At 33.6% G+C, this 26481-nt stretch carries 21 protein-coding genes and 2 other annotated features; of the genes, 14 read left to right on the top strand and 7 right to left on the bottom strand.

All coding sequences use genetic code 11. The features are described 5' to 3' along the window. Positions 1-2: 2 nt before the first annotated feature. The 13 genes from JOC75_RS05285 (at position 3) to JOC75_RS05225 (ending at position 17711) form a co-directional block, all read left to right on the top strand. The gene (locus JOC75_RS05285; RefSeq protein ID WP_204953030.1) at positions 3-839 is read left to right on the top strand and encodes a carbohydrate ABC transporter permease; all 837 of its coding nucleotides are present in this window, start codon (positions 3-5) and stop codon (positions 837-839) included. A 183-nt stretch (positions 840-1022) separates the two neighbouring features. Then, positions 1023-2366, top strand: coding sequence for an ABC transporter substrate-binding protein (locus JOC75_RS05280; RefSeq protein WP_239589288.1), 1344 nt, complete (start codon positions 1023-1025; stop codon positions 2364-2366). Positions 2367-2486: 120 nt separating this feature from the next. After that, the gene (locus JOC75_RS05275; protein ID WP_204953029.1) at positions 2487-3647 is read left to right on the top strand and encodes an oligogalacturonate lyase family protein; all 1161 of its coding nucleotides are present in this window, start codon (positions 2487-2489) and stop codon (positions 3645-3647) included. A gap of 11 nt (positions 3648-3658) precedes the next feature. Continuing rightward, positions 3659-3982 (top strand): cupin domain-containing protein, encoded by a 324-nt coding sequence (locus tag JOC75_RS05270; protein WP_146946534.1) that lies wholly within the window; start codon positions 3659-3661, stop codon positions 3980-3982. Between the two features lie 102 nt (positions 3983-4084). Further along, positions 4085-5197 carry a glycoside hydrolase family 88/105 protein gene (locus JOC75_RS05265; RefSeq protein WP_204953028.1) on the top strand — a complete coding sequence of 371 codons (1113 nt, stop codon included), beginning with the start codon at positions 4085-4087 and terminating at the stop codon, positions 5195-5197. 247 nt (positions 5198-5444) lie between these two features. Further along, on the top strand, positions 5445-6770 hold the full coding sequence (locus JOC75_RS05260; RefSeq protein ID WP_204953027.1) for a pectate lyase family protein: 1326 nt from the start codon (positions 5445-5447) through the stop codon (positions 6768-6770). A gap of 150 nt (positions 6771-6920) precedes the next feature. After that, complete coding sequence (locus tag JOC75_RS05255) at positions 6921-8711, top strand: sensor histidine kinase (RefSeq protein ID WP_204953026.1); 1791 nt, start codon at positions 6921-6923, stop codon at positions 8709-8711. Between the two features lie 10 nt (positions 8712-8721). Beyond that, the gene (locus JOC75_RS05250) at positions 8722-10287 is read left to right on the top strand and encodes a response regulator (RefSeq protein ID WP_204953025.1); all 1566 of its coding nucleotides are present in this window, start codon (positions 8722-8724) and stop codon (positions 10285-10287) included. Positions 10288-10409: 122 nt separating this feature from the next. Next, positions 10410-10637: a binding site (T-box leader), on the top strand. A 99-nt stretch (positions 10638-10736) separates the two neighbouring features. Further along, positions 10737-10964, top strand: a binding site (T-box leader). A gap of 265 nt (positions 10965-11229) precedes the next feature. After that, positions 11230-13149, top strand: a complete 1920-nt coding sequence (gene thrS, locus JOC75_RS05245) for a threonine--tRNA ligase (RefSeq protein ID WP_204953024.1) — start codon at positions 11230-11232, stop codon at positions 13147-13149. A 160-nt stretch (positions 13150-13309) separates the two neighbouring features. Beyond that, positions 13310-14017, top strand: coding sequence for a response regulator transcription factor (locus tag JOC75_RS05240; RefSeq protein WP_204953023.1), 708 nt, complete (start codon positions 13310-13312; stop codon positions 14015-14017). Next, complete coding sequence (locus JOC75_RS05235) at positions 14014-15015, top strand: sensor histidine kinase (protein ID WP_204953022.1); 1002 nt, start codon at positions 14014-14016, stop codon at positions 15013-15015. The genes JOC75_RS05240 and JOC75_RS05235 overlap by 4 nt, the downstream gene beginning before the upstream one ends. Positions 15016-15109: 94 nt before the next feature. Then, positions 15110-15874 carry an ABC transporter ATP-binding protein gene (locus JOC75_RS05230; protein WP_204953021.1) on the top strand — a complete coding sequence of 255 codons (765 nt, stop codon included), beginning with the start codon at positions 15110-15112 and terminating at the stop codon, positions 15872-15874. Next, positions 15849-17711, top strand: a complete 1863-nt coding sequence (locus tag JOC75_RS05225) for an ABC transporter permease (RefSeq protein WP_204953020.1) — start codon at positions 15849-15851, stop codon at positions 17709-17711. Before JOC75_RS05230 ends, JOC75_RS05225 begins: the two co-directional genes overlap by 26 nt. A 213-nt stretch (positions 17712-17924) precedes the next feature. Here the strand turns inward: JOC75_RS05225 and nadE are convergent, their stop codons facing one another. From nadE to JOC75_RS05190, 7 genes are all read right to left on the bottom strand, one after another. Next, positions 17925-18743 (bottom strand): ammonia-dependent NAD(+) synthetase, encoded by an 819-nt coding sequence (gene nadE / locus JOC75_RS05220; RefSeq protein WP_204953019.1) that lies wholly within the window; start codon positions 18741-18743, stop codon positions 17925-17927. 11 nt (positions 18744-18754) lie between these two features. Then, positions 18755-19369 (bottom strand): nicotinate (nicotinamide) nucleotide adenylyltransferase, encoded by a 615-nt coding sequence (gene nadD, locus JOC75_RS05215; protein WP_204953018.1) that lies wholly within the window; start codon positions 19367-19369, stop codon positions 18755-18757. A gap of 30 nt (positions 19370-19399) precedes the next feature. Then, a complete protein-coding gene (locus JOC75_RS05210) occupies positions 19400-20878 on the bottom strand; it encodes a nicotinate phosphoribosyltransferase (protein ID WP_204953017.1) in 1479 nt (492 codons plus the stop codon). Between the two features lie 116 nt (positions 20879-20994). Continuing rightward, positions 20995-21543 carry a cysteine hydrolase family protein gene (locus tag JOC75_RS05205; RefSeq protein ID WP_204953016.1) on the bottom strand — a complete coding sequence of 183 codons (549 nt, stop codon included), beginning with the start codon at positions 21541-21543 and terminating at the stop codon, positions 20995-20997. 62 nt (positions 21544-21605) lie between these two features. After that, positions 21606-22385 (bottom strand): NUDIX hydrolase, encoded by a 780-nt coding sequence (locus JOC75_RS05200; RefSeq protein WP_204953015.1) that lies wholly within the window; start codon positions 22383-22385, stop codon positions 21606-21608. 196 nt (positions 22386-22581) lie between these two features. Beyond that, positions 22582-23301: a 3-ketoacyl-ACP reductase gene (locus JOC75_RS05195; RefSeq protein WP_204953014.1), complete on the bottom strand. Its 720-nt coding sequence runs from the start codon at positions 23299-23301 to the stop codon at positions 22582-22584. Between the two features lie 76 nt (positions 23302-23377). After that, entirely contained in the window at positions 23378-24235 is an 858-nt protein-coding gene (locus JOC75_RS05190) for a VOC family protein (protein WP_420828001.1), read from the bottom strand. Between the two features lie 303 nt (positions 24236-24538). Between JOC75_RS05190 and glnA the strand changes: the two genes are divergently transcribed. After that, on the top strand, positions 24539-25903 hold the full coding sequence (gene glnA / locus JOC75_RS05185) for a type I glutamate--ammonia ligase (RefSeq protein ID WP_204953012.1): 1365 nt from the start codon (positions 24539-24541) through the stop codon (positions 25901-25903). The last annotated feature ends 578 nt before the right edge of the window (positions 25904-26481 follow it).

Genomic DNA, 26481 nt, shown 5'->3' with positions numbered 1-26481 from the left:
GCATGAATAATTCGCAAACTAAGCTTGATCGATTGATCACATTTCGTTTACCACTAGCAATCATGATTGCTTTTACAATGTTTCCATTCTATTGGACGATTAACACGGCATTTAAGTATGATGGAGACATTATTAAAAGACCATTAGAATATATTCCATCTTCACCAACAATCGAAAATTTTGTTATAGCATGGAGTAATGTTGGCTTTTCAACCTACTTTAAAAATAGTTTACTTATCGGTTTATGTACAGTTGTAATTGTTATTATTTTATCGACATTATCTGGTTATGCTTTAAGTCGATATAAATTTAAAGGAAAAAGAGCTTTTCTTTTGATGCTACTTTGCACTCAATTTATTCCAAGATCGATGCTTATTATTCCTTTGTTTATTATCTTCAAAAATTTAGGTTTAATTAGTAGTCCTCTGTCGTTAATAATTACGTACACAGCTGTTGAGCTTCCATTTACAACAGTTTTAATGAATGGATTTATTTCTAATGTTCCTAAACAACTAGAAGAGGCTGCTATGATCGATGGTTGTAATCGCTTACAAGCAATAAGATATGTTATTTTTCCATTACTGGTCCCTGGTATTGTTGCTACAGGTGTTTTTACATTCATTTATACTTGGAATGAATTTTTACTAGCCTTAATGCTGACAAATCAACAGCATATGTTCACATTGCCAGTTGGTTTAAGTTATATGATGGGTGAGTTTAATGTGAATTATGGTGCATTAGCAGCTGGAAGTGTAATTGCTTTAGTTCCTGCTATTATCTTATTCTCATTTGCACAAAAGCATCTTGTAAATGGCTTAGGCGGAGCTGTAAAAGGTTAAATAGAATGTTTGATCATATATGTACTAGTTTAAGAGATTGAGAATGGCTTATATTTACTAGGGATGAACTGGAAAATTGTGATGTTTTTTAGCTAAACACTGGGTAATTTGTGAAATTGTCGATAAGGTATAAAACAATCTTCTAGGCAATTTTTCTTTTTAATAACAAAGGGGGTTTTATTTATGAGGTATCAAAAAATATGGGGAACTTTAATGACTTCTGCTTTAGCGGTTTCATTGGTATTAAGTGGTTGTAGTAGTAAAGAAACGACAGAAGTAAAAGATAGTGGTGGGAAATCAGATAGCTCAGATCAAAAAGTAACTCTTACATTTTGGGATGAAAATGCAGGTCCACAACGTACTCCAATATGGGAGGAGTTAATTAGTAGATTTGAAGCGAAGAATCCAAATATTGATGTTGAATATGTGGGCTTGCCAAAGGATTCCGCAAAGCAGAAGTTGGACGCAGCCATTGCAGCCGATGATATGCCAGATGTTGCGAGCCTACAAACAAGCTGGCTGCCTGAATTTTCATTAAGAGAAGCATTACTTCCATTAGATGATTATTTTAGTCAGTGGAATGAAAAAGACAAGATTAATAAAAGTGCTGTCGAATTTAATATAGACATTGTTTTAGATAATAAATTATATGGAATTCCCTACACACAAAATTTAGATATATTATGGTATCGTGCAGATTGGTTTAAAGAAGCTAGTATATCTCCTCCAGAATCGTGGGATGAATTTTTTACAGCCATCAAATCAATGACAGATAAAGATAATAACCGTTATGGTTTTACAATCCGTGGTGGAGCGGGTGGATCTTTCCAGCTGCAAAGAATGCTTTATGCATACTCTGGTATTGAGGATTATATTACAGAGGATGGCAAGAGTACAATTAATGATCCAAAGCATGTTAAATTTTTAGAAGAATACTTAAGCCTTTATAAAGAATATACACCGAAAAGTGATATTACAAATGGCTATAAAGAAATGATTGCGGGCTTTGATACAGGTGCTGTAGCAATGGTTCACCATAATATTGGTTCATATGGTGAGCATAGTGAATCACTTGAAGAAGGTCAATATGCAGCTTTACCACTTCCAAAATCTGAAGATGGAAAATATGTTGCTGAAGGCGGTAATACAATTGGTATTAGTGTTTTCAAAACTACTGAAAATCCTGATGCAGCATGGGAGCTAGTTAGTTTCTTAAATTCTGCAGAAAGTCAAAGCTACTGGAATGAACAAGTTGGTCAAATTCCAACGAACTCTGATGTCTTAAATGAAGAGTGGGTTCAAAATTCTCAGCATATTGAAACAGCATTTAAAGTATATGAAGATCCAAACCTAGTGCTGTATAAGCCTGCGTTTTATTTACCTGATTACAGATCAATTTTAGATAATGTTGTTGATCCTGGTACACAATCTGTTATGAGTGGAAAAACCACTGTTCAAGAATTTTTAGATGAATGGGCAAAAGCAATTGAAGATTCACAGAAAAAATATGAAGAACATGTGAACTAGAATAAGGGAAGCGAAAGGCGCATTAAGGACAAATTCTATCCTTCTTAACTAACTGGAAAGTCTGTGGTGATTCCTAGCTTCTATAGACTTTCCTTTAAGAAAAATAGTGAGGTGACTTCATTGATTGGCAAAGTATATTCTTCTGAATTTAAAAGCTACCAAGATGCAAAAACGGGGAGACTCGTTACACAACTAACAACAAATGGTTCAAATAATTTTCATTTTTACTTTACAGATAACTCCTTCACCTATGGAAACAGCGAAATTCTTTTTTTATCAGATCGTGCCTCTATGGCAGCAAATATCTTTAATCTTTTTAAAATGGACCTTCATACAGGAGAAATGACTCAATTAACAGATGAAAAGGTCGGAATTACTCCAGGTTATATTACGAAAACACCTGAAAGTGATCTTGTTGTGTATGTTACAGATAATAAAATCAGAAAGCTGAATGTAGCTACACTTGAAAATCAGATCATTTATGAAGAAAAAGGTAGAGTTCATTTAGGGCACCCTCATATTTCACCAAATAAACGATATGTAGGAATTGCAAGAAATGAAGAAGCTGAAATTGAACGTGGTGCAAATTATAAAGGCTTTAAAGAAACAATGTATGCGACAAAACGAGGGTGGATCACACTTATTTCATTAGATGGACATGAAGCTATTGATGTATACGAGGATACACATTGGTTAGGTCATTTTCAATTTTCACCAGATGATGATACAGTAGCAATGTTTTGTCATGAAGGTCCTTGGAATCTAGTGCATCAACGCATATGGATTTTGGATTTGATTAGTCGAACTGTCAAAGCCTGCTTTAGACAAGGTGAGGATGATTGTGTTGGACATGAGTTTTGGACACGAGACGGACTTGTTTTTTTTGATAATCGACGGAAAGGTCATGATGGGACAATTACAGTAAATAAGACACAAGCAACGATTCAGGATGAGCATACAAATCAAGTTCCATATATCGGTTTAGTTGATAAAAAAGGATATATAAAAAGAAAGCTTGATTTACCATATTATTGTAATCATTATCACAGCAATGAACAAAATACCTTATTGGTTGGAGATGAGGTTGAAGATTTAGTATTAATAAATATTGAAGGCGATAAAGCTGAGATTGAAACGTTATGTACTCATCACACAAGCTGGAAAACCCAAAATACTCATTGTCATCCAACCTTTAGCTGGGATAATAAAAATATTTTATATACAAGTGATCGTGACGGTGTGTGTAATCTTTATCTTATAAATCTCGAAGAAGAATGTTAGGAGGAGAAAATATGTTTGTAAAGGGAGAAGTTGTTGAGTCTGTTGAAGCAGCAAATGGGGTGAGTAGGAAGCTGCTTTCAAGAGGTGGTGGACTTATGATGACCGAGGTAACGTTTGAAAAGGATGCAATTGGTGATATTCATTACCATATACATGAACAAATTAGCTATATCGTCCAAGGGAGCTTTGAATTTAATTTAGATGGTGAAAAGAAGGTTGTACAAAAAGGAGATAGTATTTTTATCCCATCAAATGCACCACATGGAGTAAAAGCGTTAGAGCAAAACTCTATTATTCTAGATATCTTCACTCCACAAAGGGAGGATTTTTTATAATCTATAAGGACATTATTTAAGATTACTGCCCTTTTAAGTACTCGTGATAAAGAAGAAAACAGATATTTCAAAGCTTGATTTTAATAAAGAAAGGATGTCCTGATGGAAAAGAAACAATACCGAGTCCAAGTTTATGAAGTAAATCACTTGAGTTCTGCAGAAGTAGCGTGTAAAACCATAATGAGTACCTATAAACCGGAAGAATTGCCACCTGCTAATGTTTGGCATTATCACCAAGGTGTGTTTTTATACGGCATGCTAAAAGTCTGGGAAGTGACAAAAAATCAGGAATACTTCCAATATATCAAGAGTTATTTTGATCTACTAATAGATAAAAATGGTAATTTCTTATTTGCTAGAGATGAGCTTGATTCAATACAGGCGGGTATTCTTCTTTTTCCACTTTATCAAGAAACTCAGGATCGTCGCTACTTAATCGCAGCAAAAAAGCTTAGACATTTGTTTTTTTCGATAAATAAAACGAGGGAAGGAGGGTTTTGGCATAAAGATAAGTATCCTTATCAGATGTGGCTAGATGGTCTATTTATGGCTGGACCTTTTGCATTAATGTATGAAAAGCATTTTCAAGAATCTGAGCTCATTGAACAGGTTTTATATCAGGAAAAGCTTATGAGAAAAAATATGAAGAATGAAGACACTGGACTATTTTATCATGCATGGGATGAGACAAAAACCATGTCATGGGCAAATAAAGAAACAGGTTGTTCTCCAGAATTTTGGGGAAGATCTGTAGGTTGGTATGGAACAGCCCTTATCGATATATTAGATTTACTTCCGGTAACTCATCCCACAAGAAACGAATTAATAACAGAGCTGCAGCAGTTGATAAAGTCGTTAGTTAGCTTTCAAGATAAACAAACAGGCTTATGGTATCAAATTGTGAACAAAGGGAATCTTCATGATAATTGGCTAGAATCCTCATGCTCTAGTTTGTTTATTTATACTATTTGCCGTGCTATTGAAAAAAAATACGTTGAAGAGGAATATCTTTTAAATATCAACAAAGCATATCAAGGCTTAATAGAGAATATGACTGAAACAACTGATGGAAAGTGGAGTTTAAAAGGTATTTGTATCGGTACTTCTGCAGGAGATTATGATTACTATGTTAATAGACCAACATCAAAAAATGATCTACATGGAGTTGGAGCATTTGTTCTAGCGAGTATGGCATTAGATAAATTAAATAAATAGATGTTGTCTAAGAATCTGTTTTGTGTTTATCTAGTGAGTCGGTTTGGAGGTTTATTATCAATGGCTCTTTTCTGCAAGCTTGTTGCTATGAAACCTAATATGCAGTAGAAACAGTGTATTTTCCGCATAAAAACTACTATTTTATGAAGAAAAGATGCCACTATACTTAATACATTGCTGATTTCTTCCGGAATTGTAAGCGACAAAGTTTGCGAAAATAGCCTTATCAATCTAAGGGGTGACCGATTTGAAGAATATTTTTAAGATAGGTCTTGTTGGTGCATTGGTTTTTGTCACATTTTCATCTGTTGATGCGAGTCCAAAAGAGTTAGGTAAAGAGGTACTTGGGAAAAAAGATGGATGGGCGGCATATGGTGAAGGAACAACAGGAGGCTCTAAAGCAGATTCTAAGCATATTTACCGAGTTTCAACTAAGGATGAACTAATTGATGCTTTAGGTGGAGATAATAGTGAAAATGGACTGAATGATATAGATAAAATAATTTACGTGGAAGATACAATTGAGTTAAATGTTGATGAAAATAATAACCCAATTGGTCCAAAATATTATGAAGATCCTAACTATGATTTTGATGAATATTTGGCTACATATGCTCCAGATGTATGGGGGTATGAACGTGAAGTTTCTGGTAGCTTAGAGGATGCACGAGAGCGTTCACAACAAAATCAGAAAAAAGAGATTGTTATTAATATTGGTTCAAACACATCTATTATTGGATTAGATGATGATGCGAAAATTATCGGTGGTAGCTTAATGATGAGTGGTGTTGAAAATATTATTATTCGTAATATTGAATTTGAAGCACCTCTTGATTATTTCCCACAGTGGGATCCAACTGATGGTGATGTAGGAGAGTGGAATTCTGAATATGATAATGTTTCGATAACAAATGGAACACATCATGTATGGATCGATCATAACACATTTAGTGATGGAGAAAACCATGATCAAAAATCTGGCACCTATTTTGGACGTTTATATCAACAGCATGATGGGTTATTAGATATAACTAATGGAGCGAATTATGTAACAGTTTCCTACAATGTCTTTAAAGATCATGATAAAGTTTCCATTATTGGTTCAAGTGATAGTAAAACATCAGATCGTGACCATTTAAAAGTTACCTTACACCATAATCATTATAAAAACTTAACACAACGTTTACCAAGGGTGCGTTATGGAGAGGTTCATGTTTATAATAATTTCTATGAATTTACAAAGCACTCAGATTATCAATTTGATTATGCATTTGGAGTAGGTGTTGAATCAAAGATTTACGCAGAAAATAATTATTTTAAATTTGATTATGAAGTCGATCCTGCTACCATAATTAAAAATTGGAAGGGATCATCTATATACGAAAGTGGATCATATGTTAATGGGAAAAGTAAACACCATAAAGTTGATTTGCTAGATGTGCATAACAAGTCAAATGTTGTAAAGCTAAACGAAAGCGTCAATTGGAAGCCTTTTTTATTCAACAAAATTCATCCAACTCAAAGTGTACCTGCACATGTAAAGAGTATGGCTGGTGCAGGAAAGCTACACTAATATAATAAATAATGAGTGAATAGGATCTGCACCCTTTCACTCATTATTGGAAAATCCTTCAAATTCCCCTTTACCAATTAATAGATATACAGTATTCTAGCACTAATAACTCTAATTGATTTTCGAGCAGAGCATGTGGGGTAATGTGAGATGCTAAAAAAGTTAATTCAGCTTTATTCAAAAAGATCGTTTAAAACGACGATTATTAGTTTGTATTTACCTGTCATTATATTCTTTATTTTGCTTATCTCTTGGATTTCTTATTTGCTTGCTGCAAGTCAAATTCAAGAAAATGCCTATCAAAACATTAATGATACGGTCTTTCAGACAAAACATCACCTGGAAAACAGACTTACAGATGTGTTTGAACAGTTAGTATCACTATCAAATGATCCCAAAACTCTATCTGTCATTACGAAAGATCCTTCAGAAATCACTCCAGAAGATTATATTGCGATGGATGAATATATAAACAGAATATATTTAAATCATAATTCCATGATTGAATCGGTATTAGTTGATCTACATCGCGGTCATTTCACATTAAGTAAACATGATCAACAAGCAGAGCAAATTCAATTTGATTATGATAAATATATGAAGAACTATAAAGGAAGTAAGGAAGGCTTTTATTGGCGAAATCTTCATAAAGATGATGTGTTTTTAAATGAAAATAGTCCAAATGAAGTAATAAGTGTTTTTAAGTTAATTGGCAATGAACATTCTCAGGTCAATGGTGCTTTATTGTTTAATATTCGCACAGATTTTTTTGAAAGGGTTTTCAATAAATCTTTGATTGGTGATAATGGGTATTTAACATTAGTTAGCAAAGAAGGGTATATGAAATCTAAAACAGTAGAAGAAGAATACCAATTAGATGAAACTGTCCTCAACTATCTTCATACACGAACGGAAAAACAAGGTCAGTTTGAATATCAAAAACCAAATGGAAAGAAAATGATCGTTATTTTTGATACGTTAGGTGTGAACAAGTGGAGGGTTGCGGCTGTTTTCCCTGAAGAAGATATATTGAAGAAAGCAAATTACATTAAATATCTGACTATATTTGTAATTATGATCTTAATTGTCATCGCTGTTATGATTGCTAATGTTATAGCGAAGTTCATTACAGAGCCGATAAGCTCATTAGTCAAAAATATAGAAAGTGTTAATGAGACAAATGTCCATGTAGATCTTCCAGATTTTCAAAATGCTCCAAAAGAAATGGTGATTTTAAATAATGGTATAAAGAATTTAATGACGAAGATTAATAGTTTATTAAATCAAGTCAAATTAGATCAAGAAGAAAAACGACAACTCGAATTTTCGGTCATACATGCACAAATAAATCCTCATTTTTTATATAACACCCTATATTCAATAAAAGGACTATGTGATATGGGAATGAATAAAGAAGCAAGTGAAATGATCAGTGCGTTATCAACCTTTTTTAGAATTAGTATTAGTAAAGGAAAAGAAATCATTAAAATAGAAGATGAAATCGAGCATATTCAGAATTATTTATATATCCAAGAAATGCGTTATGGTGACGACTTCAATTATACTTTTGATATTGATCATAGAATATTAAGCTATCAAACAGTTAAACTCACATTACAGCCATTAATTGAGAATGCCATTTATCATGGAGTAAAGCAATCTCGAGGATTGGGAGAAATTCAAATTATTGGCTATGAAAAAGAAAATGAGATTATCTTTCGTGTTATTGATAATGGTCACGGTATGAATGAACAAAATCTAAATAAAATTAGAGCGGAAATAAGAAATAAACATCACTCATCAAGTAATATAGGCATTGGTTTAAGAAGTGTCCATGAACGAATGAAAATCCATTTTGGGGATCAATATGGTCTCACTCTTAGTAGCAAGCTTGGTGAAGGAACAAATGTAACCGTTACTATTCCAAAAGTAAGAGAGTAGGTGAAACGTTATGCATAAAGTAGTGATCGTTGATGATGATCGAATTATTCGTAGAGGTTTGATACAAACCATTCCGTGGGAGGAAAACGGTATAAAAGTAGTTGGGGAAGCGGGTGACGGTGAGAAGGGCTTAGAATTAATACGTTCAAAAAACCCACAAATTGTTGTTTCTGATATTAAGATGCCTTTTATGAATGGTTTAGAAATGGCACAGAAAATTAGATGCGAATTTCCGACTATGAAAATAATTTTACTTACAGGTTATGACGATTTTAAATATGCTCAAGAGGCGATCAAAATAAGAGCATTTGATTATCTATTAAAACCAGTTGACAGTCTAGATTTAGTAAGGAAGGTAAAAGAAGCAGCAATTGAACTAGATAAAGAAGTAGAAGTGAATTCCAAGCTAAATGATGCGTTACCCCTTCTACAACAAGAATTTTTGAGAAATTTAATATATGGAAAAATACCAGAAAGTGATATTCAGCAGAGTTTTTTCGAGGAGTTAAAGCTTAACTTAAAGGGACCTTTTTACGCGACAATAATCGCTAGTAATAGAGAAGAGAAAGATTCCTTTTATACAGGAGAAATAAAGAAATTATCAGATATAATAGTAACAAGAAAAGATGAAATACAAGGAATTGAATTCATTAAAAATCAACATGAATTAGTAATGATCTTCTCATGTTTTTCATTAGTAGATAATAGTTTCTTAAAGAAGTTCGCTGAAGAGCTTAAAAATCTGCTGAAACATCATATTGATGTTGATTTAACAATCTCGTTAGGAAATTTGTATAAAGGAATACATCATCTTAGTACTTCTTTCAAAGAAGCAAGAATGGCAATGGATTTCAGTCATGTTTTTGGCAAACAAAGAATTATTTCTGTATCTGATATAAATCTTTCTGATAAAAAGCTAGATGTGATCCTGGAAGGGGAAGAATTAGAACTTCTCCAAAAAATAAGTCTTGGGTTAGTTTGTGAAGTAGAGGCTTTTTATGAGAATCTACAAAGTTTACTTCTTCATCATTATCATTCACTACAAGATGTTCATTTTATTGCTTTAAAACTATTAATTGCACTAAATAATAAAGCTAGTCATGATGCTATAGACTGGATTGAAGATACAAATTTTGATTTAACAAGTTTATATCAAGAAATTTATCGTTTGCATACAATTCAAGATATTATAGAGAAACTAGAAGATCTATCTGTAAGTTTAACTCATCATTTACAAGCTGAAAATTCGAAAAGAAAGGTATCTGTTGTTGATATGGCTATTTCATTTCTTGAAGAGAATTATCATCAAGAAAAATTGTCGTTGCAAAAAATATCTTCTAAAGTTCATGTCAGTCCTGCATATTTAAGTAACTTGTTTAAGGTTGAAAAAGGGAAGAACTTTGGAGAGTTTTTGTTAGAAATAAGAATGGAAAAAGCAATGGAGCTTATTCGAAAAGAAAATTTAAAAACCTACGAAGTTGCCGAAAAGGTAGGATATAGTAATCCACAATACTTTAGTATTTGCTTCAAAAAATACACAAATTACTCACCTGCTGAATTTAAGAAGTTATCGTAAGTTATTCTTTGAAGAAACAAAGGTTAGAGAGTAAATCAGGAAATATCAAAAATGGGTAAAGAAAAAAATGGAAATATTTATTGACTTAGAAAAGAAAATCTTATATATTAAATTAAAATTATAATGACGCAATGACAAGGACACGATTATTTCTTTACGATTTACAGAGAGGGAAGGCAATGGCTGGAAACTTCCTAATACGAAAGAGATATTTACCACCTTAGAGCAGTATTGATGAAATAGTAGTAATTGATACCGTAACTGCTACGATACAGCAAACCGAGCCATCATTTTATTTTATGATGGGAAGTTGGGTGGAACCACGAGATCAAAACACACTCGTCCCTTTGATAGGGATAAGTGTGTTTTTTTGTGTTGTTTACATAAGCATGTCGACTAAAAGAAATAAAAAAACACGCTAGAACCAGAATTTGCAAATCAATTTAATAGCAAAAGCGATGAAAAGGACAAGAGATTTTCTTTACGATTTACAGAGAGGGAAGACAAGGCTGTGATCTTCCTAATACGAAAGAATTTCTTACCACCTTAGAGCAGTATTGATGAAATGATAGTAGTTAATACCGTGTAAGCTGCGATAAAGCTTAAACAAGCCATCAATATATTTTTTTGATGGAAATTTGGGTGGAACCACGGGTAAAAACACACTCGTCCCTTTTATAGGGATGGGTGTGTTTTTTTATTTTGGCTATGTTAGCTTAATGTTGTTTTCTGCACTTTTGTTGAATGGCGTTGAATATATGGAACTTCTGCGGGATAAGCGTGCCATAGGGGACCAAACAGGCGCGGAACTTACGAAGGAGAATGCCGGACCTAGGGAAAGACGAACTGCATTTTTTCTTGGGAAAGCGCATGCTTGTAAAGGAAATCAATAGCAAAGTTTAACAAAGCTCTTATTTTAAAAAACTAAAGGAGTGATTTATTATGAATCAAAATGAGATTGTTATTAAGTTTCCTAATGGAAATGAAAAGGTGTATCCACAAGGTATATCATTAGAGGAAATTGCTCATTCAATAAGCTCAAGCTTAAAAAAGAAATCAGTTGCTGGAATGGTAAATGGAGAAAAGTATGATTTGAAGCGGAGTATTAATGATGATGCGCAAATCGAGCTATATGATCTGAAATCTCCTGAAGGAATAGAGGTTTTAAGGCATTCAACAGCACATGTTTTAGCTCAAGCAGTAAAACGTCTTTATGGTGATGTAAGCTTTGGTGTTGGTCCTGTTATTGAAAATGGATTTTATTATGATCTTGATATTGAAAAAAGTCTAACTGTTAATGATCTAGCGAAAATTGAGAGAGAAATGTATAAAATCATATCTGAGAATCTTGAGATTAAACGAGTAGAAATATCAAGAGATAACGCAGAGGAGCTGTTTGAGAATGATGTCTTAAAATTAGAGCTTGTAGCCGATATTCCAAAAGAAGATGTGATTACTGTCTATTCTCAAGGAGAATATGTTGATTTATGTCGTGGTCCACATTTACCTTCTACTAAATATATTAAAGCGTTTAAACTAACTCATGTTTCAGGTGCCTATTGGCGTGGTGATAGTAATAGTAAAGTATTACAGCGAGTATATGGTGTAGCCTTCTCATCTCAAGATGAATTAGATAACTATTTTCTTTTTGTTGATGAAGCTAAAAAACGCAATCATCGTAAATTAGGAAATGAATTAGATTTATTTATGTTTTCTGATGAAGCACCTGGTATGCCTTTTTATCTAGCAAGTGGTCAGATTATTCGAAATGAGCTTGAAGTATTTTTAAGAAAGCTACAATATCTTTATGATTATCAAGAAGTTCGTACACCTATGATGATGAATATGCGTTTATGGGAACAATCTGGACACTGGGATCACTACAAAGAGAATATGTATTTTTCAGAAGTGGATGATCAGCACTTTGCTTTAAAGCCAATGAACTGTCCAGGTCATATGCTTATTTATAAAGATAAACTTCATTCCTATCGTGACCTACCAATTCGTATGTCAGAGTTTGGTCAAGTTCACAGACATGAATTTAGTGGAGCATTAAATGGATTACTTCGGGTCCGGACATTTTGTCAAGATGATGCACATATTTTTGTGACACCAAATCAAATTGAAGATGAGATAGGATTAGCTTTAAAATTAATAGATGAAGTTTACAGTACATTTGGTTTTAATTATGAAGTTGAACTATCTACTAGACCTGAGAATTTCATGGGGGATGAAGCTTTATGGGATAAAGCTGAAACAGCTCTCATAAATGTCCTAAATCAACTTGGTTATAAGTTCCAGCTTAATGAAGGTGATGGTGCATTTTATGGTCCCAAAATTGACATTCATATAAAAGATGCATTGAAAAGAAGTCATCAGTGTGCAACAGTTCAACTTGATTTTCAAATGCCTGAAAAGTTTGATTTATCTTATATTGATGAACATAGTCAAAAAGTACGTCCAGTTGTCATTCATCGGGCTGTTTTTGGTTCAATCGATCGTTTTTTAGGAATTTTGATTGAACATTTTGCTGGTGCATTTCCGGTATGGTTAGCACCTAACCAGGTGAAGGTAATACCTGTTTCTAATGATGTTCATAAAGAGTATGTGAATGAAATAGTTTATCGTTTAAAACAAGAGGAAATTCGTGCTGATAGCGATTTAAGAGAAGAGAAGCTAGGCTATAAAATGAGAGAAGCTAAAATGAGGAAAATTCCTTATATTCTTGTAGTGGGAGATCATGAATGTAAAAATCGTTCTGTTCATGTAAGGAAGTATGGAGAAAAAGAGTCTCGTGAGGTAAAACTTGAAGAGTTCATTTACTCTTTAGGGAATTCTATCAATACAAAGAGTCTTATTTAGTTTATAAACCTCTATTCCAAAAAAGGATAGAGGTTTTATCCTATTAACCTCCTATTAACCTCCTATTTAAATGACATCATATAACCTGACAGATTTTTATATTTTTGTGTAAATTCACTAGTTTTTGTGACATAATGTTCATGGAAAAAGGAGTGAGAACATGCAAAAGATTATGATTGTTGAAGATGATCCTAAAATTGCTGAGCATTTACAAGCTTATCTACATAAATACGGTTTTAATGTAACACTAGTGAAGGATTTTAATGCTGTCATGGATGAATTTCATAAAAATAAACCTGACTTAGTTTTATTAGATATTAATCTTCCAAGTTTTGATGGCTATTATTGGTGTAGACAAATTCGTAAGGAATCAATTTGTCCTGTCATCTTTCTTTCAGCAAGAGTGGGAGAAATGGATCAAGTGATGGCTTTGGAAAACGGTGGTGATGATTTTATAACAAAGCCCTTTTATATTGAAGTGGTTATGGCAAAAATACGAAGTCAGCTTCGACGTGCTTATGGAGAGTATGCTGTGGTAGCGGAAGAGAGGGTGTTAGAAAAAGAAGGGCTAAAGCTATTCATTGAAAGATTAGAACTAATGTTAAACAATCAAGCTGTTACACTTTCAAAGAAGGAGGCAGATATAATAGAAAGTTTGATGGATCGCTATCCTCGTGTTGCTGGCCGAGAGGATTTGCTTGTTAAGTTATGGGATGAACAAACATATGTAGATGAAAATACACTTAATGTAAATATAACAAGAGTTCGAAAAAAGTTTCTTGAGCTTGGGGTTAAAGATGGTGTTGAAACAGTTAGAGGTGTAGGATACAGACTTAACCCTTCATGGGCAAAGGCAGAGAGATCATGAAATTATTTATGAAAGAGCATTTTCTATTAATTGTTGTACAACTTATCCAATTTTCTGTCATGTTCTCTATTTATTGGCTTGATGGGTATCGATCTATTCGACCTGGTCTTTATTCAGTTTTTCTCGGAATTTTCTTACTTGCTTGTTATCTTTTTTATTATTTTTACAGTCGCCGTAATTTCTATAAACGTTTAAGTAAGCCACTAGAAGAACTTGATGATTCCTTCCAAAAAACAGAACAAACTCCTATATCAGTGGCACTTGATTCGTTGCTGAAAGATCAATACAAGCTGTATCAACATCAAATCAAAAGCTTAGAGAATCAGCAGTTGGAGCACAATAAGTTTATGAATCAATGGGTTCATCAAATGAAAACACCACTTTCAGTTATTGAACTTACTGCACAAACACTTGATGAACCTGATTCATCAAATATTCGAGAAGAAACAGAAAAAATGAAAAACGGGTTAAATACTGTACTATATATGGCGCGACTTCGATCGATTGAACAGGACTTTTCTATAAAACCCGTTGTATTATCTAAGATTGTCAATGAAGTGAATGGTGAAAATAAACGTTTTTTTATTAGAAATCAAGTATATCCTAAGCTTGAGGTAGAAAAAGTAGAGATTACTGTTGAATCTGATGAAAAATGGTTATTTTTTATCCTTTCTCAACTGATAAACAATGCTGTTAAGTATTCATCTGGTCAAAGCAGCAGTATTGTGATTTCTATATTTGAACAAGCTGGCGAAGCGGTGCTAGAAGTGACTGACTTTGGTGTAGGTATTCCTGATACGGATAAAAGGCGTGTTTTTTCACCATTTTTTACTGGGGAGAATGGTCGTGCATTTAGAGAATCTACAGGAGTGGGACTTTATTTAGTAAAGGAAGCTGTTGAACATCTTGGACATGTGATTGAATTTGATTCTGAAATTGGAGAAGGTACGACATTTAGATTGGTTTTTTCACAAACTCAAAACCTTACATCGTTGTAAGAATAGTGAAAGATGAATCGATAGTTTACCATTCATTTGTAAAGCTATACTAATCACAGGTTAAACGAAAATGAGGAATCGAGGAGATCTTGTGATGTTAAATGTAAACCAGGTTAGTAAAATTTATGAAGGTAAAATCACATACCGTGCATTGACAGATATTGACTTGACAATTGAGACAGGAGAGTTTGTTGGTATTATGGGACCTTCTGGAAGTGGGAAAACAACCCTTCTTAATTTGATTGCAACTATTGATGAACCTACAACAGGTAAAATTCTTATTAATGAAAAAAATCCCCATCAGTTAAAAAGGGATGAATTGGCCAAATTTCGCCGCAGGGAATTGGGTTTTGTTTTTCAAGATTTTAATCTGCTTCATACATTAACAGTTGAAGAAAATATTGTACTTCCTTTAACACTAGAAGGAAAAAAGGTAGAAGAAATGAAACGAAAAGCTCGTGACATTGCTGAGAAGCTTGGTATTTCAGAAATTATGAATAAGCGCACATATGAAATATCTGGTGGTCAAGCACAAAGAGCAGCCGTGGCTAGAGCAATGATTCATAATCCAAAGCTGATACTAGCCGATGAACCAACAGGTAATCTTGATTCGAAATCTTCTAAGGATGTCATGGAGATGCTAGAATATATTAATAATAAGGAACGAACAACAATGATGCTTGTTACACATGATCCACAAGCAGCTAGCTATTGTAATCGAGTTGTTTTTATTCGCGATGGGAAGTTTTATTCGGAAATTCACCGTGGGAACAATCGTCAAGCCTTTTTCCAAAAGATTATTGATACACTTTCTTTATTGGGAGGGGATGCACATGACCTTTCGTCAATTCGCGTTTAATAATGTCACACGAAATAAAAGACTTTATGCAGCTTATTTTCTTAGTAGTATGTTTACCGTTATGGTCTTTTTTACGTTTGCAATTTTTGCCTTTCATCCGGTTTTAAGTGGAGATGAGATGAATGGTAATGTAACAAGCGGTATGAATATTTCTGCTTGGATTATTTATGTTTTTTCTTTCTTCTTTATTTTATATTCAATGAGCTCTTTTTTACAGTCACGTAAAAAAGAATTTGGCTTATTGATGCTGCAAGGAATGACATCCAAGCAAATTCGTTTAATGGTATTTCTGGAAAATATGCTAATTGGATTTTTTGCTACTCTTGGTGGAATATTGTTAGGGTTAGTTTTTGCAAAAGGCATTCTACTTTTAGCAGAAAATGTGCTAATTATCGATGAGCGCCTACATTTTTATCTTCCAATTCAGGCTATCTTACTATCATTTGTTTCTTTTATTTTATTATTTTTCTGTATCTCTCTTTTTGTTTCTTATGTTTTAAGAAGTAAAAAATTAATTGATTTAATTAAAGGGAACAAGAAGTCAAAGGGAGAACCAAAAGCAAATCTCTTTTTAACGATAATTGCTGTTTCATTATTAGGCATAGGCTATGCTGTTGCTTTAATGGCAAAAGGAGTTGTAGTAATCACGGTTATGGTACCGGTAATACTGTTAGTCATTGCTGGAACATATCTTATGTTTACTCAATTAAGTGTGTTTGTCATTGGTAGGTTAAAAAAGAAAGAATCATTTTTCTGGTATAAAACAAACATGCTTTTGTTTTCAGATCTTGCTTTTCGAATGAAAGATAATGCACGAACGTTCTTTATGGTTTCAATCGTTTCAACGATTGCATTTTGTGCTATTGGAACTTTATTCGGTTTTCAAGCGTGGTCTACCTCAGGAACAAAAATTACAAATCCTAACTCTATTACCTATAGAGGTCAAAATGCCGATGAAGATGTAGCATTTATTAACAAAACGTTACAAAAGCACAATATTGTCGCTACAGAAGAACAAATGATGTTAAGCTATTTTGATGTAGAAGGAGAAAAGATTGTCATTGCAAAGCAATCTGATTATAACCATTTTGCCAAGTTAATTGACGAAGAAATCATTAACCTTCAAGAGGGACAGATGATCACTGTTGAATTTGAAGGGTTTTCCTTTGGACAAATGAATATAGAAAGAAATGAGCCAGTGAATCTGAATTCTGGTGATATTTTAAAATCAACAGAAGTGATCTATTCTAGAGCATTACCTTCAGTAGATCCTTATTATGTTGTTTCAGATGGAGATTTCGAACAAATTTCAACAGAGCCTGCTGATGAAGTATATTTTCATGCCTGGCAAGTGACATCAGGAAAAGAAAATGTTATCGAAGCTTCAGAAAAATTACAGCAAAACCTGGAACCTTATGAATTTACATCTGTTGATTATGATGTTTATCAATTAAATAAATCATATGCACCCATTTTGTTTGTGGGATTATTTATTGGAATTGTCTTTTTTATCTCAGCTGGTAGTTTTCTGTATTTCCGTCTATACATGGATTTAGATGAGGATAAACAAAAATTCAAATCTATTTCCAAAATGGGATTAAGCGAAAAAGAGCTAAAAAAAGTGCTAACAAAGCAAACGGCTATTCTATTTTTCGCACCAATTATTGTAGCACTTATTCATGGTGCTGTTGCTTTAACAGCTTTATCAAACTTTTTCTCCTTTAATTTATTTAAGGAATCCGTTGTTGTGCTTGGCGTTTTCTTCATTATACAAGTTGTTTATTTTTTCATCGTGCGGTTTTTCTATTCAAAACAGATCATTGCTTCTGTTCAGTAAAATAGTACGTGGTGTGAACTCGTTATAGATGCATTTAAATAAGATAAGTTAGCAAAACCATAATATGAAGAAAAAAGACGCACTCGTTTAATAAGAGGTGCGTCTTTTTTTGGAGAAATAAATCTAACTTCTATCGTTTCCTTTGGTAGTATGATGGTAAGAGACTGTACTTAGTTTTAATACCTAGCTCTAGCGCTTATAAAATCACTTAACTCATTTCCACCAATTATCATGCATAGAAGCAGGAACTTCACGTTTATGCTGACTCATGATATATCGCTTTTCAATTTTTTCAGCGATGTTCTTTGTTACTTCTTTTCCTTCTAAGTAATCATCTAATTCATCATAAGTAATGCCAAGCTCAGTTTCGTCAGCTTGAAGTGGTGTGTTATCAAGTAAATCAGCAGTTGGTGTTTTTAGGTATAAACGTTCTGGTGCTTCAAGCTCTTGAAGTAAGCTTTTTCCTTGACGTTTTGTTAGTCCAGTAAGTGGAAGGAGATCTGCTCCTCCATCACCATATTTTGTAAAAAAACCAGTGACAGCTTCTGCAGCATGATCAGTCCCAATGACTAATAAACCGTTTTGTCCTCCGATTGCATACTGTGTGATCATTCTTACTCGAGCTTTCACATTACCTTTATTAAAATCAGTAAGAGCTTCATTAGTCGTTTGATTATAACTAGTTGCAAAAGTATCAACAGTATTTGAAATATCAAAGGCAATACTATCATCTGGCTTGATAAAAGAGAGAGCTAGCTGAGCATCATCTTCATCCTTTTGAATACCATAGGGAAGTCTAACAGCTGTGAATGTCGCTGAATGACCTTCAGCTCGTAATTGCTCAACAGCCAATTGTGCTAGACGACCAGCTAAAGTAGAGTCTTGACCACCACTAATGCCTAAAACGAACCCTTTTGCACCAGTTTTTTTAACATAATTCTTTAAGAAATCAATACGTGCTGCTATTTCTTCCTTAGGATTTATTGTTTCTTTTACATGTAAGTCGTTCATAATTTGTTTTTGTAGATTCATCATAATTCCTCCTACTGATATAGTCCATGCTTTTTAATATACTTATAACAAGCTTCAGGAAGAAGGTAGCGTGGATCGCCACCTAAGGAAAATTCATCTCTTATATATGAAGAACTGATCTCCATGGCTAAACCCTTGTCTAGTAAATGAAAGGTTTTTCCATCATCATTATTTCGTAAAATAGCTGAGCTACTTATTGCCCGAAGCATATTAATATCATTTCTAGCCATAACAATAAATTGGTTTTCTTTAACTAAAAGATCGCCATTTCCCCATTTTCCCTCACCAATATCAATTAACAGATCAGCACCCATAATGAAATAAATAATATCATCTTTAAATTTATTTTTGAAATGCTTTAATGTTTCGTAGGTTGTGATTTTCCATGCATTTTGATTCATTTCATAAGCATCGGCTTCAAATTGATTATTATCATTAATCGCTAGCTCGAGCATATTCCAGCGATGCTGATCTTCTGTTTGCATTTTCTTATCTCTTCGCTTATTTGAGCAGGGTAGGAAGATGATTTTATCTAGTTTGCATCGATGTAGGATCGTATTTGCTGTCCAAAGATGAACATTAGTAACTGGATCAAAGGATGAACCATAAATCCCGATTTTACCCATAAACACACCCTCCACAAAATCTAGATTTTATTATTCAGTTCTAGTACTAACCATGTCAGCAACTTTAGACTTCACTTCATTTATATTGTTCATTTTATTTTCCCAACAAGCTTGACTTAAATCAACCGGATATTCCTCAGGATGAAGAGCACGTTTATATTCATCCCATAGCAGGTCGAGATTTTCTGCTGTATATTTTTGCATGCTGTCTATTGAAGGCGTATCATACACAAGCTTTCCTGAATCAAAAATTTGGTGATGCAGATTTTTCGCTTCAAAATTTGTGACAAATTTACTTACAAACGTGTGAATAGGGTGAAACATTTTTAATTTTTCCTCGTTTTCTGGTTCTTCGTTATAAAGTGTGATATAGTCACCTTCTGATTTACCATTCAATTTATTGATAATTCGATAAACCTTTTTTAAGCCTGGTGTAGAAACCTTTTCAGGATTACCACTAATTTTAATTGTGTCAACCATTTGACCATTTTCATCCTCAATAGAAGCAAGCTTATAAACAGCACCTAAAGCAGGCTGATCAAAAGCAGTGATAAGTTTTGTACCAATTCCCCAAATATCAATTTTAGCTCCCTGTGACTTTAAGTTTATAATTGTTGCTTCATCAAGATCGTTTGACGCAATAATTTTTGTATCATGGAAACCAGCTTGATCAAGCATTTTTCTTGCTTCTTTTGATAGGTAAGCTAAATCACCGCTATCTAGACGAATACCTTTAAAGTGAATCTGATCACCCAATTCTTTTGCTACCTTTATCGCATTTGGTACACCAGATTTTAATGTGTTATAGGTGTCTACTAGGAATACACATTCTTTATGTCTACGTGCATATTTATGAAAAGCAATATATTCATCCTTATAAGCTTGCACAAAAGAGTGAGCGTGTGTTCCCGAAACAGGAATACCAAACATTTTTCCAGCTCGAACATTAGATGTGGCATTAAAACCACCAATATATGCTGCTCTTGTTCCCCAAATAGCGGCATCAAGCTCGTGGGCACGTCTTGTACCGAATTCCATAACAACATCATTTCCTACAACTTGCTTTATTCGGGCAGCCTTTGTCGCAATAAGGGTTTGATAATTAACAATATTTAAAAGAGCAGTTTCGATAAGCTGAGCTTCAACCAATGGAGCTTCAACTCGGATAATTGGTTCATTACCGAATACCATTTCTCCTTCTTGGACAGAGTAAACATTTCCTGTAAAACGTATTTGTTGTAAATAATGTAAAAAGTCATCTTGATAACCTAGCTGATTTCGTAAATAATCGATATCTGATTCAGTAAATGTGAAGTTTTCAAGATATTCAATAATCCTTTCAAGCCCAGCAAAAATACCATAACCATTTCCAAAGGGAAGCTTCCGAAAATATACTTCAAAAATCGCTTTTCGATTGTGAATGCCGTCCTCCCAGTATGATTCAGCCATATTTATTTGATAAAGATCTGTGTGTAATGCTAAACTATCATCTTTATATTGTATTTTCATATTTCCTATTCCTCCACAGTAAGTTCAATTTTTCACATAAATGATCGTGAAAGAGGGGGGATATTTTATCAAGACAAATTATTTCAAGCTACTTATAAAAACTATTAATTTATATCTTAAACAACAGTAGCATTTAAAGAGCCTTTAAAATGCTGTAATGCCCAATCATGTCCTTGTTGATTAAAACTAGCAACTGCTTTTTCATGAATAACAATTTTATAGCCCTTGTTATAAGCATCGACTGCAGTGTGTAAAACACAAATATCTGTACAAACACCAACTAAATGGAGTTCAGTTATATCACGTTCTTTTAATTTTACATCTAAATTTGTTCCTGCAAATGCACTGTAGCGGGTTTTATCCATCCAGTAGACATTGTTTTTCTCTTTATAATCATCATAAGTGGCTTGAAGACCACCATAAAGGTTTCTACCTTCAGTGCCACGTATATTATGTGGAGGGTAAAGGGCTGTTTCAGGATGGTACTCATCATCTTGTTCGTGCATATCAATGGCAAAAACGACAAAATCATTTTGTGAAACAAATTTTTTTGTTAAATTAACGATTTCTAATTCAATCTCTTGACCGGGCTTCCCACATGTTAATGCACCATTATCTGCAACAAAATCATTCGTATAATCAATATTTATTAACGCTTTTTTCATTTTTGTACCTCCTAATAATAAAAATAAAAAATGCTATTTGTAAACATGTATGCTTAGCTAAATTAGTATCTTGCCGTATAAATTGGTCTTGCGACATTTATATCTTCAACAAAACGATAAAGCTGAGTGGGTGTTTTAGAAGTTCTTTGTGTTTTTTGGCCGGTTACTTCCTCTATAAAAGGAAGACTTTTAATTTTTCTTGAAAATGCTTGATCACTAGATATCGCTGGATCGTTTGTAACAGTCTTTAAAACAGCCTGTAGCTCTGAATAGGTAAAATGATTTTGTAAAAAGTTCTTTGCAATAGGTGTTTGTAGAAGATCATGCTTAATAATTGAAATAGCATCACTAATAATTTCTGCGTGATCAAAGGCTAAATCAAGCTGTAGTACATCATCAACTGAAAATAATCTTACATCTTCTGCATCATCATTTGCTTTCCTTTTTGATAGCGTATGTTCAGGGACAATGGCATAGTGCGCATTGGAGAGGATCCAGCCCCGAGGGTCTCTGCCAGGTTTGTCATATACACCAAAATGTTTAATATGAATACTTGCTACACCAGTTTCTTCTTCTAATTCTCGTTTAGCTGCTTCTAGAGCTGTTTCATCTGGCTGAACAAAACCACCTGGTAAAGCCCATTTACCAGCTTCAATATTTGGGTTTCCTTCAGCATTAACTTCAGATCTCTTAATTAACATGAGCATTAATTTCATTAGTGGTGGTTTAAACTCACCAACCTTTGATGAAATAATGGTAAAAACAGCAATGTCAGAAGTGTAGCCATCTGGAGTCCGGAATTGCTTTGAATCATATAGATCTAATGCTTCTTTATTTGACATATGCTCAAGCTCCTATATGTTATTTAATTAACAAGATGTTAATTGTTAATTGTATTATATGGTAAATTTCTTACATTGTCTACACTGTTTTGTTAAAATAGGGAAAAAGTAGGAGGAAGGGTAAGCAGGAGGATTTTAGAGAGATTTATCGACAAAAAAACAAAATGCCGATACTATGTGCATCGGCATTTTATTTTTATGGATTCGTTGACCACATTCCGGCTGATTTAATGAAAATACGAGGATGTAATTTTAATTGTGAAATCATAATTTCAGCTAAATCCTCTGGTTGCATAACTTTATCAGGATTTCCATCTGTTAAATTTTCTTTATATGCTAATTCAGTTGCTACTGTACTTGGAGTAAGAGCTGTTACTCGAATATTATGTTTACGAACTTCAAGTGCTAATGATTCTGTTAATCCTAGTACTCCAAATTTCGAAGCACTATAAGCACTAGTAACTGGAGCACCTTTTTGACCAGCAGTTGAAGAAATGTTAATAATATCTCCACCATTTTTTTCAATTAATTGAGGTAGCACTGCTCGCGTTACATAATAAACACCCATTAAATTAACATCAATAATATTTTTCCATTCTTGTGGATCAAGCTCTAAAAATTTACCAAACTTTCCAATACCAGCATTATTAATTAAAATGTCAGTTGGCCCAAGGGACTTCGTCATTTTTTCAACAGCAGCATTCACTGCATCCATTGATGAGACATCTGCAGTAGCATAAGCTGATTTTGCTCCTAATGCCTCAATTTCCTTTGTTACATCAATTAGATCCTTTTCTGTACGAGCTAATAATCCTACAGAAACTCCTTCTTTTGCTAATGCAAGAGCAATTGCACGCCCAATACCTTTTCCAGCTCCTGTAACAAGAGCTACTTTACCTTCTAATGATTGTGCCATTTTTAGTTGGCTCCTTTCAATATGTAAGATCTGATTTCTATAATACTATGGTTTAATTCATAGTCAAAAATTCTGCCTAGATCGATAAAAGAATTAAATTGTCAGAAGGATCCTTAACAGTATAATTATCATCTTGATTTTGTATGTTAATATTGTGCTTCTTAAGCTGATCAATTACAGCTTTTCTAGTTTCTTCATTAGGATACATTATTGTAAAAGATTTTAATCCAATTTCATCTGCATTTGAGGGTAAAGCATCTTTTGAGTGCCAAGTGTTTAATCCTATATGATGGTGATAACCTCCTGTGGACATAAACAAAGCTTGGTCACCATATCGATTGACAATATTAAAACCAAGAAGTTGATAAAATCTTTCTGAATCAGCAATATTTGCTACTTGAAGATGAATATGCCCAATAATTGTTACTGGTGATAATTTAATAAAAGGGGTATCACTTTTTTGAGCTAATAAATCCTGAACATCTAGATGATTTGTCGCCATTTCAATCGTGTTATTATTTTTGGTCCATGTTTCTGTTGGTCGATCAACATAAAGCTCAATTCCATTGCCGTCTGGATCTGCTAAGTAGATGGCTTCACTTACTAGGTGATCTGAAGCACCTTGAAGAGGATACTTCGTTAATAATAGATGAGATAGACAATTTGCAAGCTCTTTTCGAGTTGGAAATAATAGTGCTATATGATACAGGCCTGTTTTATTATGTGAAAGTGGAATAGTGCTTTCAACTTCTTCTAGTGTGATGAGTATGTCTTTACCATTAGTTGAAAGCTGTGCTATATGTTTTGTTTGTTTAAGTACAGAAAACCCTAGATTTTCTTTATAAAATGAAATCGATCTTGATAACGTACTAACCTTTAGGTGGATATGGTTAACATTTGTTGTGTGTGTACCGTGAAATAGCAATATTATCACTCCTTATTTTAATACTTACTTTTTGTAAGTAAAATATATCTTTTACTAGTCATTGTGGTCAAGAGAATACACTTAGAGGATGAATTGCATAAAAATACAATACTATTAATTAATATGTCATCAAAGAGAAGTTTCAACCCATTTATTCCCTTATAAATGCTTGAAGTTGTATGTAAACGCTTTCTAATAAAATATTATAAAAATACAGAAAATTTAATAGAAAAAGACTTGTCAAATTTACAATCTTTAAATATAATAAACTCATGTTATAAAAAACGACATTGAAATGAGAGGTTATCTAACATGGCTGAAGCGGTTATTTCAAAAGGAAAAAATGATACAGAAACTCTTGCACAAATTAAAGAAATCATTAGCTCGAAAAATGTTGAGCTTATACATCTACAATTCGTAGACATAGAAGGCATTTTAAAAAGTGTTACGGTAACTGTAGATCAATTTGATGATGTAGCAGCAGGCAAACAAATGTTTGACGGATCATCAGTTAAAGGTTTCTCACCAATTAACAAATCAGATTTATACTTAATTCCAGATTATTCAACATTTGCAGTTTTACCTTGGACAGTTGAAGAAGGATATTCTGAAGCGCGTTTCTTATGCTCTGCAGCAAATCCAGATGGAACACTTTTTGAAGGAGATACACGTAACGTCTTAAAAAAGACTGTTAAGCGTGCTGCAGATCAAGGATATACAATCTCTGTAGGACCTGAACTAGAATTCTTCTTATTTAAAGCAGACGAAAACGGTAATCCAACTTCTGAGTTAAGTGATAATGGTGGATATTTCGAGCCATCACCAAAGGATTTAGGAGAGCGTGTACGTCTGGAAATATATAGAGCATTAAAAGCAATGGGCTTTACAATTGAAGCATCTCATCATGAGGTTGCTGAAGGACAACACGAAATTAACTTCAAATATGCAGATGCCCTAGGTGCTGCAGATATGTCTACAACGTACAAATGGGTTGTTAAAACGATAGCACAAAAATTTGGGTTGCATGCGACATTTATGCCAAAACCTGTATTCGGTATTAACGGATCTGGTATGCATGTAAATATGTCATTCTTCAAAGATGGCGAAAATGCATTTTATGATGAATCAGATGAACTACAATTATCAACAGAAGCATATCAATTTATTGCTGGATTAGTAGAAAACGTGAAAAGTTTTGCTGCGATTACAAATCCACTAGTAAACTCTTATAAACGCTTAGTACCTGGATATGAAGCACCTTGTTATATTGCTTGGTCTGCATCTAACCGATCTGCACTAATTCGAATTCCAGCTAAAAAAGGAATGGCAACTCGTGTTGAACTTCGTTGTCCAGATCCATCAGCAAACCCTTATTTAACATTTGCGGTAATCGCATCTGCGGGTCTTGATGGTATTGAAAAAGAATTACCAGTATCAGCATCTATTAACGAAGATATCTTCCATATGACAGAAGAACGTCGTGAAGAATTAGGAATTGAAAATCTTCCTGGAAGCCTTGAAGCAGCAGTAGCTGAGCTACAAAACGGAGAAATTGGCCGTAAAACTTTAGGTGACCATGTATTTAATGAATACGTAGCGGCTAAAAAAGCTGAGTGGGATAGCTATCGTACAGCTGTTCACTCTTGGGAACTAGATAACTACCAAGCTAAATTCTAAATAATTAATGAAAAAGTAGGTGACTTTAGTTACCTGCTTTTTTTGTTGTGAAAAAAGGATTATTAGAAATGTTAGTGGATACTTTTTGTAATCACTAAAAAATAGTTTTTATATTGATTGACATCACACACTTCATTCTTAGAAACGTTTAACATCAGTAATAAAATTATTCAACTTTTAAATAGGCTATGTTAAAGGTTAATGTTGATTTTTAACACGTTGTTGATTGGAGGTGAATATATGAGACTCCTGCTTAGAGAAGCGTGTCAAAGGGAGACCCCACAGGCGCGCAGCTTACGAGGAGGCTCCCGGACCTAGGAAAAAAGGTGCTTTTTTCCCGGGAAAGCGAATGTCTGTAACGGAAATCAACAATAAAGTTTAACAGAGCTAAATTAAAAAATTAATCGACACAGATCTACATACTTCGACTGTGAAACGATGGGGTAATGAGTAGTAAGTCTATGAATGCCAACTAAAAACGGTGACATTTGGGTATAAATTTATGAAAGATATGGTTATTCGTGTCGGAAGTTGTTATAGTAGTGATTATACTTTATCTGTAAATAAAGGTCGGATGC

The organism is Metabacillus crassostreae, from assembly GCF_016908395.1.
Lineage (GTDB): Bacteria > Bacillota > Bacilli > Bacillales > Bacillaceae > Metabacillus > Metabacillus crassostreae.
Note: the sequence above shows the minus strand (reverse complement) of the source record. Positions and strands in the feature narration are given on the sequence as shown.

Coding starts and splice junctions, on each gene's coding strand:
- JOC75_RS05230 (WP_204953021.1), top strand. CDS start 15,110: ATGTTAAATGTAAACCAGGTTAGTAAAATTTATGAAGGTAAAATCACA.
- nadE (WP_204953019.1), bottom strand. CDS start 18,743: ATGAATCTACAAAAACAAATTATGAACGACTTACATGTAAAAGAAACA.
- JOC75_RS05280 (WP_239589288.1), top strand. CDS start 1,023: ATGAGGTATCAAAAAATATGGGGAACTTTAATGACTTCTGCTTTAGCG.
- JOC75_RS05195 (WP_204953014.1), bottom strand. CDS start 23,301: ATGGCACAATCATTAGAAGGTAAAGTAGCTCTTGTTACAGGAGCTGGA.
- JOC75_RS05235 (WP_204953022.1), top strand. CDS start 14,014: ATGAAATTATTTATGAAAGAGCATTTTCTATTAATTGTTGTACAACTT.
- JOC75_RS05285 (WP_204953030.1), top strand. CDS start 3: ATGAATAATTCGCAAACTAAGCTTGATCGATTGATCACATTTCGTTTA.
- nadD (WP_204953018.1), bottom strand. CDS start 19,369: ATGGGTAAAATCGGGATTTATGGTTCATCCTTTGATCCAGTTACTAAT.
- JOC75_RS05200 (WP_204953015.1), bottom strand. CDS start 22,385: ATGTCAAATAAAGAAGCATTAGATCTATATGATTCAAAGCAATTCCGG.
- JOC75_RS05240 (WP_204953023.1), top strand. CDS start 13,310: ATGCAAAAGATTATGATTGTTGAAGATGATCCTAAAATTGCTGAGCAT.
- JOC75_RS05255 (WP_204953026.1), top strand. CDS start 6,921: ATGCTAAAAAAGTTAATTCAGCTTTATTCAAAAAGATCGTTTAAAACG.
- JOC75_RS05265 (WP_204953028.1), top strand. CDS start 4,085: ATGGAAAAGAAACAATACCGAGTCCAAGTTTATGAAGTAAATCACTTG.
- JOC75_RS05205 (WP_204953016.1), bottom strand. CDS start 21,543: ATGAAAAAAGCGTTAATAAATATTGATTATACGAATGATTTTGTTGCA.
- JOC75_RS05210 (WP_204953017.1), bottom strand. CDS start 20,878: ATGAAAATACAATATAAAGATGATAGTTTAGCATTACACACAGATCTT.
- glnA (WP_204953012.1), top strand. CDS start 24,539: ATGGCTGAAGCGGTTATTTCAAAAGGAAAAAATGATACAGAAACTCTT.
- JOC75_RS05225 (WP_204953020.1), top strand. CDS start 15,849: ATGACCTTTCGTCAATTCGCGTTTAATAATGTCACACGAAATAAAAGA.
- JOC75_RS05250 (WP_204953025.1), top strand. CDS start 8,722: ATGCATAAAGTAGTGATCGTTGATGATGATCGAATTATTCGTAGAGGT.
- JOC75_RS05270 (WP_146946534.1), top strand. CDS start 3,659: ATGTTTGTAAAGGGAGAAGTTGTTGAGTCTGTTGAAGCAGCAAATGGG.
- thrS (WP_204953024.1), top strand. CDS start 11,230: ATGAATCAAAATGAGATTGTTATTAAGTTTCCTAATGGAAATGAAAAG.